Here is a 15,899-nt window from a genome sequence, read left to right as displayed (position 1 = left end):
GCCAGAGATTCATGTCTCTGGCTTTTTGTATCGAAATATATCTATAAATTAAATAATTGTTTCTAATATGTTTTTTATAACGTATTTATTTGACAAATAATATTGAATTTAATTCTGAATAACTCTTACTTGAAAATATCGTTACTTTCTTCAGGATAAGGGGATTGCTGATGCAATTCATCTATTTTCTGTTGATTACGTTTTTTTACCTCGTTAATAGCATCACTAAGCTGATTGTTGGTTTGATCTAAATCAGATTTTGCAGCATCATATTCTTTATTCGTTTTTCCGAAAGTATTTTGTGCGGGTGTATCCATACCAAGCAGACCGGCATTATTTATAGCCACTGATACTGCCTCAGTATTTTCAGGAACATTGGGATTGAATTCTATAATTTGATTGTCTGCTATTACAGTACCAGCCGTACTTTTTAGCATCTTATCATTTGAGTTATTAATTTTTTCAGTTTTTTTATAGTCAGTAGTTACATTTTTAGGCGTCTCTGGTTTAGCAGTTGTCTGGGGCAACGATGCTTTATCTAGTGAGCGCTCATCTGTTACTGTATTTTTAGTGGCATTAGAAGTGGAGCTGTCAGTCTGTGTTTGTAACGGTGGATAATCTTTATCAAGAAAAATAGGTGTTGTAATCTCAGTGTTCTTATTATCAGAAACGCTATTATCAATAGTTTTTTTATTAAAGTTAATGTATAAAATAAAAAAACCAAGACATGCAATAGTATTGCCAGTAATAAAGTCGTCAGCCATTTTTCACGGAAATTAACCATTATAAAATATCGCCTTTTAACACTAAGGGTTATTATTATGAGCTAATAGAAAATAAAATTACTATCGTTATACTGTGTAAATATTTTATAAAATAATATTTTTTAAATATCAGTTTAATAAATGGCTTTCGTATATATTTTATCTTAAGAGATATCTATTAAAAACTATCAAGTATTAAATATTATGTGTTATTTAATACTTGTAAATGAATTTGGTAAATTTAACTACTACTCATATTTATATCTTGTTAACAATAAATCATGCTATCTATATATAGTCGATTCAATTTAAAAAGAATACAGTGCTGTTCGGATAGATTTTTCGAAGCCTCTGGAGTGCGAAGCGCACAGCAAGCGAGGAAAGTTTATCCCAGCATAGCGCTATTTTTAACGTACCTCTTTTATATTGAACTGACTATAGTTAGTACGAAATAAAATCGATATGCACATACTGTTGGTATAAGTTCTCTTAGCCTATGTAAGCATAGGCATAGGCATAGCAAGTAAGATTCATAGTCGTAGTACGGTTACGTGAAGGACTCTTTTCTATTTAAATCTGACTATAGCAGAGAATTTATAATTAATAGTAAATAAAATGAATTGAAGTCAGACTGGTCATGCCCACTTGGTCATCTGTGAGGCTAAAATATGGACCTCAATCATATTTTATAGTTTTGAATAGCAGTATTTAAAGGTTGGTAATAGCTTTTTTTTGTTAGAAAATATTTTATCCTAGCACAGGAAAAAACTATAATATAGCTTTTTTATAAAAATTTAGTAGGGCTTTGATGGCATAAACATTAAATGTTTTATGCATTGTAATTGTTAGAGATTTGGGGGAAGTAAGAAAATATCCTAAATACCGTATAATTTTACTTTATTTGGGCATGGATATTTCATATTTTTTACTTTATCGTTATTAAATAACTGTTTGAACTTTATTTGATTGCTTTATAAAGTAAATTTTAGTAAAGTTTAGCGAGAGCTTGTCGATACTTCAAAAGTATAACTACAGGGATGAATATCGAAACCTAATATGAAAAATCTGCCAAATCGAAAAGAGATCTCTTGTAGCCTATTACTGCGCAGTCAGATAACGATCTTAGCGGTGGCTATGTGTTTCACTATGAATACGCAAGCTGCGGTAAAAGATATGCAAATCAATACTTTGATTACGCAAGCAGTTCAGACGCATCCTTTAGTCGGGTCAGCTCGTGCTAATCAACAGGCAACCACGGAAGGTATCAATGCTGCAAAATTAAATCTATTACCAACCCCAAGCGTGAGCTCGGGCTATGATAGAGACAATGATTTTGTATCACAAGTCACCATTCGCCAGCCTCTATGGACAGGCGGTAAGCTCACCGCTGATGTGAATCAAGCCATATTCGATGACAAGGCCGCAGTAGAGTATATCTATGAGCAGCAGAATCTTGTCGCGAAAACGACCATTGATGCCTGGCAGGGTTATATTCAAGCCATTGCTAAACAAAACGTCCATCTCGATGGTTTAAAAGAGCTTAATGAATTTGAAGCTATGATGCAGCGCCGTGTCGGTCAGGGCGTATCTGCTCGAATTGAGCTTGATTTGGTGACCAACCGTATTTTGCAAGAGCAAACGGCTTATCAAGGGGCAGTTGAGCAGCAGCGTATCGGCGCCGCCAGACTTGAGCAGATTATCGGTCAGCCGTTGTCTCAAATGAGTGCAATGAGTATGCCGAATATCAAAGTATTGGTGAATCAAGCCAAGCAACAATCAACCAATTTTGAAAAGATGGCATTTGAGCAAGCCGGTTTTTATAATCCGACGGTGGTAAAAGAGCACTTTCAGATTGAGTCTGCAAAACAAGGCGTCGAAGCCCAGCAGGCATCCAAATATCCTACTGTTTATGCTCAATACGAACACGTTTACTATCACGAAGATAAGGAGAATAATGGACAATTCTCCTTGGGGCTGAGTTATGCGCCTGGAGCGGGATTCTCTAATCTTGCCTTAGCACGGGCGTCCCAAGCACAGGTAAATAGTTTGGTACAGACCCAGGAAGCGGCGCGTCGGCGCGTGATAGAAAATGTTCAGGTGCAGTATCAGCAGTTTGTTAGTGCTAAAGATCGAGAAGCCTCATTAGTGGCAGCAGTAGCAGGCGCTCAAATTGTCGTTAGCTCTTATCGTCGGCAGTTTATTGCTGGGCGTAAATCGTGGCTTGAAGTGTTAAATGCGGTTCGCGAGCATAATGACTATCAAGTACAGCTGGTGCAGACGCGAGCAGATATGCTTGGCGCGTTTTATAGGTTGCAAGTGGATTTCGGCAGTATGCCATGGCAACAATATGGACACAATCGTGAGCCAGTGACGTTATTTAAGCCTTTAGATCCTGTGAAAGAATGGATTAATAAGCAAGAGATAAAAAGACCGACCACGAGTCCTAGTTATGTACCGATGGTGGAAGATAATTACTTAGAGATCACATTACCTGCAAACATAGAAGACAGTCTTAATAATGGTAATTTTATTATGCTGAATGAGGACTACAGTGTAACGCCTATAGTCGATCAGAATAATATGATAGATAGATAAGTAGCTCAAATAAGTACGATGAAAGCCCTGCTATCAGTGATTAAAGTCAACGCCTTAACGATGGCGCTAAGAAGCCAGTTGAGTGATTTGACTTAAAATAAATCTGATAAGCTTCATTATTTCAATACTGAAGAAGTGACTGGTATGAGTGAACAATTACAACTTACGACCTCAGATTTAGATAGCAACGGCATGACCAATGTGGCCGGTCAAGTGCTGGCTCCGTCTGAGTTGACGCAAACGTTGGTCAATGCTATCAGGCACTTATTGAACCAGCAAGGCTATCCAATAGATAATATACGCTTGCAGGATGTCGTTGCGCGCCATGATGGCAGGTTGGCAAACGATAAAGGCCAAGCAATTAATGAGCTTGGCGGTGTTATTGCGATATTAAAAGATATAGGTATAGATAGGACACCAGAAATACTAGAGCAACCCGATGCTGCCTTTCTACCTTTATTAGCCTATCGCTCAGATTTGGGCTGGGGTGTCATTGACAGTCAAACCCCGCAAAAGAGCTGGAATTTTAGGCAAGAAAATAGTCATCTCCATACGCGTGCTGATGAGCTGTCGTTAATTCTAAGAATTCGTCTCACCGATGAACATATTCAAAAGCGTAAATCTTCTTTTACGGATCTACTTAAATCAGATTTAGGTAATTATAAGGGTGTTCTTTTTGAAGCCATTATTGCGACCTTTTTAATTAATATGTTGGCGTTGGCCGTATCGCTATTCTCAATGCAAGTTTATGACCGCGTGATACCCACTCGCAGTGAATATACGCTTATTATTTTAGCAAGCGGTGTATTTTTAGTCATCATTTTCGAAGCGTTTATGAAGTTTTCTCGCTCGAGAATTATGGATAAAGTGGTCGTGGGACTCGATCAGTATTTATCTCGCGAAGTATTCCAGCGACTGCTCAAAGTACGTATTGACCAGATGCCAGGATCAGTCGGTTCTATGGCAGCACAGCTACGTGGCTATGAGCAAGTCCGCAGTTTTTTTACGGCCAGCACCTTGTTTGGATTGGTCGATTTACCGATGACCATTATCTTCATTAGTTTAATAGCTTTTATTGGGTCACCGTTAGTAGCTACCGTACCGGTCATTGCAGCAGTGATCGCCATAGTAATGGGATTATCGGCGCGCAAACGTATCGATGCGATTGCTGCTGAAGGTGCGACCGCTTCTTATTATAAAACAGGCTTATTGGTCGAGGCGGTAGAAGGGGTCGAAACCATAAAAGCGGGGGCAGGAAGTTGGAAATTCCTATCACGTTGGCTTGATGTGATGAAGGTCACGATCAAAAACGATTTAGATATGAAGCACACCAACGATAACTTAACGTATTTTACGCAAATGCTGCAACAGATTAGCTATGTAGGTATTGTGATTGTAGGTTCGTTCGTCGTTATTAGCGGTGATATGACGATGGGTGGACTGATTGCTTGCTCGATATTGGGTGGTAGAGTGTTAGCACCCGTTATGATGTTACCTAATCTTCTGGTGCAGTACTCACATGCTAAGGCGGCTAACCTAAACATTGAAGCGCTTTTCTCATTAGAGCAGGACAACCATGGTGTGTCTTATCCTTTATCTCCTAGCCGAATAAAGGGCTTTTATCAATGTGATGGTTTGGTATTCAATTATAAAGACAATGACAGACCGGCCGTCGATATTAAGAAGTTAACGATTCGTCCAGGCGAGCGTATAGCGATTCTTGGGCCTATCGGATCAGGTAAGTCAACACTTCTCAAGATACTTGCTGGACTATATGCACCTACGAAAGGTCGCATATTATTAGATGGTCTTGATATTCATCAGATCAGTCGTGAGACGTTGAGTGAACGTTTGGGTTATTTACAACAGGACCATCGATTATTCCAAGGAACGTTGAGAGAGAATTTGCTGATAGGAATGGCAGCACCTGATGATGACGTGATGCAAGAAGTGCTGATCAAGACTGGACTGATAAATTTAGTCTCTAGCCATTCTAGTGGTCTTGAGTTACCTATCAGTGAAGGCGGACGAGGGTTATCGGGCGGACAAAAACAGCTTGTTGCTTTCACGCGTTTACTATTGACCAAGCCTAATGTATTTTTACTCGATGAACCTACTGCTTCTATGGACAATAGACAGGAACAGCGCTGTCTACAAGTACTGAAGCACGAATTGACAGAAGGTCAAACCTTTATTGTATCAACCCATAAAACCGCACTCCTAGAGTTGGTTGATAGACTTATCATTATGGACAATCAACGTATCATTATGGATGGTCCAAAACAAGCGGTACTTGATGAGTTAATGAAAAACGAGCAAGCAAAAAATCAGACAGCACAACCGCCAAATCAGAAAATTAGAATTAAGCCTATTGTCACTAAAACGCTCACAGACGCTCAAGGGAAATAGGTATGGCAGACTATAAATATACACCCACCACCGTTAAAGTGGGTCGCTCAAGACTGAGTATTTGGATCGGCTTAATCGGTATCGTGATCTTGATCGTATGGGCTTCCTTTGCCAAAATTGATCAAGTAACTCGTGCCAAAGCGACGGTGATTGCCAGTGCTCGAACACAAGAAATCCAAGCCTCAGAAGGTGGTGTCCTGACAGAACTGGCAGTTGCTGAAGGTGAAGAGGTCAAGGCGGGTCAGCTGCTTGTGGTGTTAGAAGAGGAGCGAGCCAAAGCTGCTTTAGATAACTCTGCCTCCAAAACAGCCGCACTAAAGGCTAAACTCGCACGTCTCAATGCAGAGATTTTCGAGAGGCCTTTAGTCTTTACTCAAGATGTTGAAAACTATCCTGAGTATGTACAAAACCAAACGGCACTTTATAATCGTCGTCGCCAAGCTATTAATGAGGAAGTCTCTTCTCTTGAAGCAATGCTAGTTTTAGCGGAAAAAGAGCTCAGTATGAATGAGCCGCTATTAGAATATGGCGATGTCAGCCAAGCAGATGTGATTAAGCTGCGCCGCCAAGTGGCTGATATTGAGGCACAAATTAATAATAAGCGTAACAAGTACTTTGAAGAAGCTCAAGCAGAGATGACCAAAGCACAAGAGGAGCTTGACACCGAGCTTGAGCAGCTGCGAGATCGCACGCAAGTATTAGAAGAAAAACGTTTATTGGCGCCGACAGATGGCAAAATCAAAAACATCAATGTTACTACTATCGGCGGTGTCGTGAAACCGGGTGAAGTCATTATGCAGATTTTGCCGACGAGTAGCGATCTCGTGATAGATGCAAAGGTCAGTCCTGCTGATATTGCTTATGTCAAAGAAGGTCAGGATGCTACCGTAAAGCTTGATGCTTATGATTATTCAATTTTCGGTGCGATGAATGGTACAGTGAGCTACATCAGTCCAGATACTCTAATGGAGCAAACACCGAAAGGGGAAGAGCCTTATTATCGAGTATTGATCGTTATTACTGGTGCTGAGTTTAAGGGTCAAGAAGATAGAATAGTTATTAAGCCAGGCATGACGGCTTCTGTTGATATTAAAGCGATGGAGCGTACAGTATTATCTTACCTAACCAAGCCTATTACTAAGACGTTATCAGAAGGTATGGGGGAGCGTTAGAACAGATTTTAATCAAGTATTTAGGTTTGGTTGTGGCAAGCTCATTACTTGCTATAGTCAATCCAAAATAAAAGATATACATCCCATATCAGAGAATAGTTTCTGCAAACTATTCTCTATTCGCCCATCCAGCCTTGGCGTAGGAATTTAACCTGTGCCCACTTTTTCTCCCACTTGAGCACAGCTCGCGTCGTACCACGACGACACATACTCTGTGTCATTCCATCATAGCCAACTACTGATTTGGCATATGTACGATTGTCATAACATTTTGCTGGTATAAACTTTTCTCGCTTGCTGTGCACTTCGCCAGACAGAGGCTTCGAAAAATTTATACCAGCAATACTGTATTATTTTTAAAGTGAATCAATTATACCTTTGATTGAATGGGCCATGGTCTATTTGGATAATGGGTTAGTCGTATGTGTTATATCGGTTTTATTGGGTTTTTATTATAGTCAGTCCTAAATAAAATAAGCACAAATATTATAACGGGCTACTGGGATAAATTTTCCTTGCTTGCTGTGCCTGCGCAGACAGAGGCAGCGCAAAATTTATCCCAGTAGCATTTTTTTAATAGTGGATCGACTGTATATAAAAAGGTGAAAATTGTCTTATATATAAAATAAAAATATAAAATACCGTAACCCTCCTAACCATAAAACATTTATAAAAAACGAACTATTATCAGTAAGTTATAAAAATTTTAAGTGCTTATTTTAAAACTTAAGCTGACCAGCTTGTTTTTTATTGTAAAGTTGTTAATATGCTGCAATGAATTTTATTGTTAGTTTCGTATCAAACCCTTCGCTATGGTGAGGTTTGATTTTAATATGGAAGTTACTAGGAAAAAAGGTATGACATCAATTAATCATGAAGGTCGCGTACTGCACGACGGTTTAAATAAAAAAATCATGTCTGCTGATGAAGCGGCGGCATTTATTAAAAATGATATGAATGTCGGCATGAGTGGTTTTACTGGGGCGGGTTATCCTAAAGCCATACCAGCAGCACTTGCCAAACATATGGAAGCTGCCCACGCTCGCGGTGAAGAATTTCAAATTGGCTTACTGACTGGCGCATCTACTGCAACTGAATGTGATGGCGTATTGGCTGAAGCCAAGGGCATCAAATGGCGCACGCCGTATCAGTCAGAGCCTGCGCTGCGTAAACAAATTAACGCCGGTGAAGCGTATTATTTTGACATGCATTTATCGCATGTAGCTCAGCAAAGTACCATTGGATTCTACGGCGATATGCATATGGCTGTCGTCGAAGTATCAGGTATTTTACCAGATGGTCGCCTAATTCCTTCGACGTCAATTGGTACCAGTAATGCTTGGTTAGAAAATGCTGACCACATCATCTTAGAAGTCAACGCTCAGCAAAGCTTAATGTTAGAGGGTATGCATGATGTTTATAACGACATTGGTATGCCACCTAACCGTAAGCCTATTCCATTAGTCACGCCAGGCGGACGTATTGGTGTTCCGTACTTACATTGTGATTTAGATAAAGTGGTGGCGGTTGTCTTAACCGATTCACCAGATCGCAACAGCAAGTTTGCTGATCCTGATGAATGCTCAAACAAAATCGCCAGCCATATCATTGATTTTTTCCATGATGAAGTCAAAAAAGGCCGTCTACCTGCTAACTTATTGCCTATCCAATCAGGTGTAGGTAACGTGGCTAATGCGGTATTGGCCGGATTACAGCACAGCTCGTTTGAGCAATTGACCGGCTATACTGAAGTATTACAAGATGGTATGTTAGACCTCATCATGTCTGGCAAAATGACCATGGCGTCTGCCACTGCACTGTCATTAAGCCCAGATGCACTAGAAACGTTTAATGCCAATCTTGAAGAGTTACGTGCTCGTATTGTGTTGCGTCCACAAGAGATTACCAATCACCCTGAAGTGGCGCGTCGCTTAGGTGTCCTTGCCATCAATGCCATGATCGAGTGTGACCTTTATGGTAACGTCAACTCAACCCACGTCATGGGTACCAATATGATGAATGGCCTCGGCGGTTCAGGTGACTTTGCCCGTAACGCTTACACCTCATTCTTTGTATCGCCATCAGTAGCAAAAGATGGTGCTATCTCTTGTATCACACCGATGGTATCGCATCATGACCATACTGAGCATGATGTGATGGTCATCGTGACTGAGCAAGGTTTGGCAGATTTGCGTGGTCTTGCGCCGCGTCAACGTGCTCAAGCAATTATCGATAACTGTGCACATCCAGACTATCGTCCGATGTTGCAGGATTACTTCGATCGCGCCTCTAGCACAGCAGGTATGCAAACGCCGCATATTCTTAATGAGTCGCTATCATGGCATCAACGTTATGTCGAAACAGGCGATATGCGCATCAAGTAAGCGTATAACGCTGTAAGTTTATAAAGCATTATAGTTTTATAAAGTACTGTAAGCTTATAAAGCCATTCAAAACAAAACACCGCTTGTCTGTTATCAGTAAGCGGTGTTTTTATATATAGATTAGTCGTACGTAAGCGATGGTTTTGATAGCTTAATTATGAGTGTTCAAATACTCAATCAACGGCTTAATGCCAGAATCCGCCACACCAATTCCTTGCGCTACTAAGCGACCTTCTTTATCCAAAACAGAAATCAGATTAGAGTGGTTAATATCGCCATTAGCAGCAAATTGATATTTAATATTTAGGGTGTTGGCAAGCATACGGGCACTGGCTTCATCACTACGAATCAAGCGCCAATTATCACCGAGCTCATTATATTCAGCAAAGTTTTTCATCACCTCAACGGTATCACGCTCAGTATCTAATGTGGCCAGTAAAAACTCAGTTTGTGCGCGTACTTCAGGCGTCATCTCCTTATAAATCTGCTTCATAGATTGAACCAAAATAGGACAAGTATGCTGACAGCTGGTATACGCCATCACCACCACTTGGTTTTTACCCTGAAGCTTATCAAGCTCAAAAGTATTGCCATTGTGGTCTGTCCAATCGCCGCCCACCTGATAAATAGAGTAATCTTGCCCCAATGCTTCTGCAGGTTGTTGTGAATTCATGTCTTTATGATCCATGTCATTCATATCGTCATGAGCCATTACTGCAGGCTTAGAGTTAGCTCCAGACTTGGACTCAGTCTGTGTATCCTGTACAGCAGCCCCTTCATTAGCGTCAGGATTACTACAAGCCAGTAAAGTAATATATAGCCCGCCAGCTAAGGTCAGTTTGATAGCATGAACCAATGGGTGAGCGGTGCTGTTTTGCATGGTTTTTATTGTTTTCATGAGACAGTCCTTAAAAGCAATTAAATTCATTTTAAAATAGCGGCTAAATTAGCGTTTTAATACTCACTATTTTAGATAAAAGGTCTATCTGGCTGTTTACTTGCCAGCTTTATAAATCAATCACACAACATTAATCACTAGCACAGCGAAAGCCAAGACTACTGACAGTATATTTGGCTTCTAAGCTTGAGCGAAATCCATAACGCATAAAGGCGGCATAATCGCTTGGGTCGACGGCACCCGCGGCGCCAGATCCGCAAAACATCTGTTGGTTAAGGTTGCTGTCTGAGCGTGATTCGCCAGTGACTAAGCTATTGTTAAAATTCTCTGTCCACTCCCAAATGAGACCATGCAAGTCCTTGACGCCCCAATAGTTAGCAGGGCTTTGTCCGACATCAGCAAGTTGGTCTTTATTCCCAGCAGATTTGCCATACCAGTCCAGTATGCGCTGGTTATAACCAGCCTCTAAACTGCCATTTTTATTGGTAGTAGAAGCTTGTGCCACGTATTCCCACTGCTCAACTGTGGGTAAGCGCTTGTTTTGAGAACGGCAATATTGATTGGCGGCGTACCATGACACATTCACCACAGGCTTGCGAAAATCAGATTTTTTAGGCACAGAAATATCTTTTGTGTTTAGCCAATGCTTTAAGTAATTGGAATCTGCAAAGATGGGTGCGATAGCATGTTTTCTAAACTTCGGATTTGTTTTTAAAAACTGATAGAACTGTATATTGGTAACCGGTAATTCATCTATTTTAAATCTATCCACTGCCACTAAGGGCGAGTTTTTGCTCAAGTATAAAGGGCGGTAAGTACCCGGCTGTATCGCTAGTTCTTTTGCTTGCGCTTGCGTACTCATGAATCCAAAGTCCGTTGTTATTGTGAGCGCACTCAATACAAATAGCAGCGCGAAAGGACGAGCATAAGCGGTTATAGTTTTGCAGCTTTTAGTGATGCGAGTAGAGGACATAATTAACCTCCTAGTTGTCCTAAAAAGGGCGGGGCGTATAGCGATCAATCAAATAGTCAATAAAGCCGTTAGTCAATATAAAGAGTCTTATTTTCAAGGCTGTATTTTGAAAACTTTATTTATAGTGACGGTGGCAAACTCTTACTGAGTCTGGCACCGCTTTCGACTTGACGATAAGATAGTCGATTATCTACTTAAAAAACCAATCAGATTTATTAACGAGCTGCTTTAACCTCTTCAGGTGTGGTTTCGCCACCCTTATTACCCCAGCTATTCATGATATAAGTCACAACGTTAGCAACTTTCTCATCATCTAAAGCAACGGCTGGCATGACACTGTCATATTCTTGACCATTGACGGTGATTTTACCGCTTAAGCCATTTAAAATAGCACTGATAGCACGTTTGGGATCTTTATTTAAATAGTCTGATTTGGCCAGTGGCGGAAAGGCTTTTGGCACACCAGTACCATCAGGTTGGTGACAGGCTGCACAGTTACTGGCGTAAATTGATTCGCCCATTTTAATTCTTTCTTGTTTGTTTGCAGCGACTACTTTTGGTGCAGGTGCATCATTTTTGCCAATACTCTGAGCGGCTGAACCTTCTGGTAAATAGACAGCTTCACGTACTTTTCCAGAGTATATTCTTGGGTCTTCAGGGCCTTCGACATTAATGATACCTAGCGCACCTTTATTGAATGCTCGGAAAATAGAATGGTCGACTATCACCAACTCACCCGGTACATCTACTTTGAACTGAGTAATGGCTGCACCACCTGCCGGGATAAGCGTGGTTTGCACATTATGGTTTTCAGCTGAGCCGCCTTCCATATTGACCTTATCAAAAATTTCACCGATAACGTGGAATGACGATACTAAGTTAGGGCCACCGTTACCGACAAATAAACGAACCGTTTCGCCAACTTTCGCTTGTAGCGAGTTTTCACCAGTTAGCGCGCCAACTGAGCCGTTAAATAGCACATAGTCAGCATCTTCTTTGACGGCTTTTCCCATATCAAAAGGTTGTAAGCCTTTATCGCCATAGTCACCTTTGGTATAGAAATCGCCTTGCATGATATAAAATTCACGATCAACTTTTGGTAAGCCTTCCTCTGGCTCGACTAAGATTAAACCATACATCCCGTTGGCAATATGCATCCCAACTGGCGCTACGGCGCAATGATAGACGTACAAACCAGGCTTTAAGGCTTTAAAGTTGAATTCAGATGTATAGCCTGGAGAGGTGAACGAAGAAGCTGCACCGCCTCCTGGACCAGTCACTGCGTGTAAGTCAATGTTGTGCGGCATTTTAGAGTCAGGATGGTTGGACAGATGAAACTCAATTTCATCCCCTTGACGAACCCGTATAAATTGTCCTGGTACCTGCCCACCAAATGTCCAGAAGTTATACTCGACGCCATCCGCTAAACGCATGACTTTTTCCACGGTTTCCATTTTTACGACCACTTTTGCGGGATAATCGCGGTCGATGGGCGGCGGAACCTCAGGAGCATGGGTGATAATGGCATCAATAACGGGCAATTCACCGTCTTTATTGGTCTTAGCCTTGCTGTCATTTTCGGCTTGTGTGTTTTCGGCGCTGGTCGCATTAGTCTGTTCAGGGTTTGATTTATCGCAACCAACCATACTTGCTGTGCTCAACGCCAACAAGCAAGCGAGGGCCAGTTTAGAGTAAGTAGGAGATTGATGTTGAGCGAATGTTGAATTGAAAAGACGCATAATGCTCTCCAGTAATTAAAAATAAGTGGCTTATTTAATAAAGCTCGATTTTTATCGGTCTTTGTCATCCTAACACTAACTTTGCAAGAAGCATAAATTAGGAATTAGATAACGAACTTATAAATTGGCTTCCATAAAATTCATTTTAAATGAATGTTTAAATATAAGCGAATACTTTCTGTAAGATTTGTTTACTTCTTTTATACTGATGAGTTATTAATTTATATATGAATTTTTATAGTTAAGTGAATAAAAAAATATATTATAGTAAAGCTTTATAGTCTGTGATTAAGGGTAATAATTGCTATGATGTTGGAAGTAGGTTGGGGCTCTAACTATAAATCGCCTGAAAATCAATAAAAAAGCCTGTCTTAATATTAAGACAGGCTTTTTGTTAAATATTTCTGCTATTCAGCTATTAGTAACAATAAAAGAGATAGCACTCATTGAGAGGAAATAAAATTCCGTAAATCATGATTTATGAGGGTAAATGACTAACGGCTAGTAAACAATATGGTTCTTAAGCCGTTGCTTGTAGGCTGGTTAATAGTTACCTTGCTATCTAAGATATCGCCTCGATTATTTATTTTATAGCATTCTGATGAAGTACCATCGGGATCATTGGCGAGAAGTAGATTCTGCGAGGTTTCTATACAGAACCATGCAGTACTATTGGTATCTCTTGTCAAAGACCAATCTTGTTTATACGTGCCTGTTTTTTTACGTTTGCTGCTATCAGCATATATATCTTCCGTCAGCAATTGGCTAGAGCTGCCAACGGTCGCCATCTTGGGGATAGTCGTCGTCTGAGTGGCTAACGAATACTCACCTGAGCTGTCGGTGAAGCCGTGGAATATCAATGGATTTAGAGTAAAGTAATTGATTACAACTGACTGATCGGTGATTTGGTTATTCATTTTATTAATCGTGTTTACTTCAGCACCTTGCACAGATTTATTATTGAATACCATACTGCCTTTAGGTGTGACTGTAATGTCTGCTGAGGCACTTTGATTGCCCACCGCCGCCACTAAACTTTGGCTGCGTGCTTTGGTATAGATGTTGAGCATGGTTGCTTCAACGGGGTATTGGGTGACGATATTGTTTTGGTTGTTATTGCCAGTCGTGCCACCATTCATACCGCCAGCACAAGCGCTTAAACTTAGTGCTACTGCGCCGCATAATGCTAATTTTTTCATGGTTTAATTCCTCAGTTTATTGAAATAGTCATATAAATATCTACTATAGTCGAATTTTTAAGCGATGACATCTGCTGTGTATCCTTGACCCTGCTATTATTACATCACTATAACAACCAAAAATTTTTCAGAAATTTAAGCCATATTTAAAAAGAGTGTTTTAAAGAGAGTTATCTAAAGATTAGCATAGCTAAATGCCTTTGCTAATTTAAATGCCTTTTAAAAATGTCAGTAACGTCTCTTTTTGCGCGGCAGGCAATTGCCTAAAGCGTGTTTTTGCTCCTTTTGCTTCACCGCCATGCCAAAGTATCGCTTCAGTTAAGCTGCTGGCGCGACCATCGTGTAAAAATCGCGCTTCTGGGTCACGTGCCACAATGCCAATACCCCATAATGGTGGTGTGCGCCATTCAAAGCTTTCTGCATTTTTTTCTTTGACCCCATCATCAAGCGCTGCACCCATATCATGAAGTAATAAATCGGTATAGGGATAAATAGTTTGCTGTGAGAGTAGTGGAAAGCGCACACTATCACCAGTTTTTTGCTTTGGGTTATGACAGCTGGCACAGTCGACTTGGTCAAATAGCTGAGCACCTTTATTAAAGGTTGATATATTGCCCAATCGACGCTCAGGAACCGCAAGCGCTGTCATAAAATCAGTGACTGCATCTAAGCTGCTGTCAGAGACTTCTGGGCTACCGCCATTTGGCGCGGTCCAACAAATGGGCTGATTAACGGTACAATTGGGATCCATAAATACTGAAGTAGTCAAACCCATATCTTGCGACATAGCATTAGCATTTTGGGTGCGCAGACTTGAATTAATAGCTTTCCAGCCAAAGCGTCCAATCCGTTGTTGGGTGCCATCATTAACCCAATGTACGCGACCACTGATGCCGTCTTTATTGCTATCATTAGGGTCAGCCGCCGCGATAATATTAGCCTCAGGAATCAGATCCAGCAGGCCCATGCCGACCAGCTGCGGCGAGATACGTCCGCTGATAGCAGTATCGCTTAAAGGCTGACTCATGTCGGTTGGGGTGAAATTAAATGTTATACCGGCAGGTTTATTGTCCGTACTAGCTGTTATGACATAGCGCATATTACCTTCTGTTGCTATGCTAGGCTCAATACTTTGATGCTGCATTTGCTCGCCGTAATAAGCATGAGCGGCACCTTGTTTGTCGCCCAGTCTGAATAAAATAGCGTCGCTTAGCTCGCCATTAATGGCATAGATAGGCTTACGTCCTTCTGCGCTATGGCATTGAGTGCAAGCATTAGCATTGAGCAATGGTCCCACGCCATCAAATAGCACCCGACCTTGATTGGCTGGCGCCCATTCGGTGATAAATAACTCACGTCCTGGCGAAACGCTGCCTAAAGCACTGCTTGGCAGATTGGGCATGATTTGTAAGAATGGACGCGATATATCGGCAGAGATCGTGGCACTGCCGCCTGCTGGTAGCCAATTAGTATCGGTTTCTGGTTCTTCAGGTTTGGTTGGTGGCGTAGGGTTACTAGGTGGATTGGGCGGATTAGATACGTTGTCATTTGAGCCATCTGAGCCGCCGCAAGCACTCAGTATTAAAGCGGTGCTTAAGCTGAGCAAGGTACGGCGCACAATCGGTAATGATGAAGTTGTTAAAGCAGTAGGTGGTTTTAAAAATAAGGACATGGGTTACCTAAGAATACGATGGCTAAGTAATAAGTTAAAATGAGTCAGCATAAATGTTAAGTAAAAGGGCAACACAATTTATATCGCCCTTTTT

Annotated in this window: 10 protein-coding genes; 4 read left to right on the top strand and 6 right to left on the bottom strand. The window is 41.0% G+C overall.

The window, feature by feature from the left end; all coding sequences use genetic code 11:
- Window positions 1-125 precede the first annotated feature (125 nt).
- Window positions 126-764 carry a hypothetical protein gene (locus DABAL43B_RS07960; RefSeq protein WP_079691865.1) on the bottom strand — a complete coding sequence of 213 codons (639 nt, stop codon included), beginning with the start codon at window positions 762-764 and terminating at the stop codon, window positions 126-128.
- Window positions 765-1,910: 1,146 nt separating this feature from the next.
- On the opposite strand from DABAL43B_RS07960, the gene DABAL43B_RS07955 reads away from it, so the two are divergent.
- From DABAL43B_RS07955 to DABAL43B_RS07940, 4 genes are all read left to right on the top strand, one after another.
- On the top strand, window positions 1,911-3,359 hold the full coding sequence (locus tag DABAL43B_RS07955; RefSeq protein ID WP_079693076.1) for a TolC family protein: 1,449 nt from the start codon (window positions 1,911-1,913) through the stop codon (window positions 3,357-3,359).
- Between the two features lie 144 nt (window positions 3,360-3,503).
- A complete protein-coding gene (locus DABAL43B_RS07950; RefSeq protein ID WP_079691864.1) occupies window positions 3,504-5,768 on the top strand; it encodes a type I secretion system permease/ATPase in 2,265 nt (754 codons plus the stop codon).
- Window positions 5,769-5,770: 2 nt separating this feature from the next.
- Window positions 5,771-6,940 carry an HlyD family efflux transporter periplasmic adaptor subunit gene (locus DABAL43B_RS07945; protein ID WP_079691863.1) on the top strand — a complete coding sequence of 390 codons (1,170 nt, stop codon included), beginning with the start codon at window positions 5,771-5,773 and terminating at the stop codon, window positions 6,938-6,940.
- 857 nt (window positions 6,941-7,797) lie between these two features.
- A complete protein-coding gene (locus DABAL43B_RS07940; RefSeq protein ID WP_079691862.1) occupies window positions 7,798-9,324 on the top strand; it encodes an acetyl-CoA hydrolase/transferase family protein in 1,527 nt (508 codons plus the stop codon).
- A 151-nt stretch (window positions 9,325-9,475) separates the two neighbouring features.
- Here DABAL43B_RS07940 and DABAL43B_RS07935 read toward each other — a convergent pair whose 3' ends face one another.
- The 5 genes from DABAL43B_RS07935 to DABAL43B_RS07915 form a co-directional block, all read right to left on the bottom strand.
- Entirely contained in the window at window positions 9,476-10,222 is a 747-nt protein-coding gene (locus tag DABAL43B_RS07935; protein WP_171996339.1) for an SCO family protein, read from the bottom strand.
- Between the two features lie 130 nt (window positions 10,223-10,352).
- A complete protein-coding gene (locus DABAL43B_RS07930; protein WP_079691860.1) occupies window positions 10,353-11,195 on the bottom strand; it encodes a formylglycine-generating enzyme family protein in 843 nt (280 codons plus the stop codon).
- A 215-nt stretch (window positions 11,196-11,410) separates the two neighbouring features.
- Window positions 11,411-12,934, bottom strand: coding sequence for a copper-containing nitrite reductase (gene nirK, locus DABAL43B_RS07925; RefSeq protein ID WP_227516658.1), 1,524 nt, complete (start codon window positions 12,932-12,934; stop codon window positions 11,411-11,413).
- A 494-nt stretch (window positions 12,935-13,428) separates the two neighbouring features.
- A complete protein-coding gene (locus DABAL43B_RS07920) occupies window positions 13,429-14,133 on the bottom strand; it encodes a hypothetical protein (protein ID WP_079691858.1) in 705 nt (234 codons plus the stop codon).
- Between the two features lie 208 nt (window positions 14,134-14,341).
- On the bottom strand, window positions 14,342-15,805 hold the full coding sequence (locus tag DABAL43B_RS07915) for a di-heme oxidoredictase family protein (protein ID WP_079691857.1): 1,464 nt from the start codon (window positions 15,803-15,805) through the stop codon (window positions 14,342-14,344).
- Window positions 15,806-15,899: the final 94 nt, after the last annotated feature.

The sequence above is a fragment of the Psychrobacter sp. DAB_AL43B genome (assembly GCF_900168255.1).
Classification (GTDB): domain Bacteria; phylum Pseudomonadota; class Gammaproteobacteria; order Pseudomonadales; family Moraxellaceae; genus Psychrobacter.
Note: the sequence above shows the minus strand (reverse complement) of the source record. Positions and strands in the feature narration are given on the sequence as shown.

What these genes read in the sequence shown, in the direction of transcription:
- DABAL43B_RS07960 (WP_079691865.1), bottom strand. Translation starts at nt 764, where the DNA reads ATGGCTGACGACTTTATTACTGGCAATACTATTGCATGTCTTGGTTTT.
- DABAL43B_RS07955 (WP_079693076.1), top strand. Translation starts at nt 1,911, where the DNA reads ATGAATACGCAAGCTGCGGTAAAAGATATGCAAATCAATACTTTGATT.
- DABAL43B_RS07950 (WP_079691864.1), top strand. Translation starts at nt 3,504, where the DNA reads ATGAGTGAACAATTACAACTTACGACCTCAGATTTAGATAGCAACGGC.
- DABAL43B_RS07945 (WP_079691863.1), top strand. Translation starts at nt 5,771, where the DNA reads ATGGCAGACTATAAATATACACCCACCACCGTTAAAGTGGGTCGCTCA.
- DABAL43B_RS07940 (WP_079691862.1), top strand. Translation starts at nt 7,798, where the DNA reads ATGACATCAATTAATCATGAAGGTCGCGTACTGCACGACGGTTTAAAT.
- DABAL43B_RS07935 (WP_171996339.1), bottom strand. Translation starts at nt 10,222, where the DNA reads ATGAAAACAATAAAAACCATGCAAAACAGCACCGCTCACCCATTGGTT.
- DABAL43B_RS07930 (WP_079691860.1), bottom strand. Translation starts at nt 11,195, where the DNA reads ATGTCCTCTACTCGCATCACTAAAAGCTGCAAAACTATAACCGCTTAT.
- nirK (WP_227516658.1), bottom strand. Translation starts at nt 12,934, where the DNA reads ATGCGTCTTTTCAATTCAACATTCGCTCAACATCAATCTCCTACTTAC.
- DABAL43B_RS07920 (WP_079691858.1), bottom strand. Translation starts at nt 14,133, where the DNA reads ATGAAAAAATTAGCATTATGCGGCGCAGTAGCACTAAGTTTAAGCGCT.
- DABAL43B_RS07915 (WP_079691857.1), bottom strand. Translation starts at nt 15,805, where the DNA reads ATGTCCTTATTTTTAAAACCACCTACTGCTTTAACAACTTCATCATTA.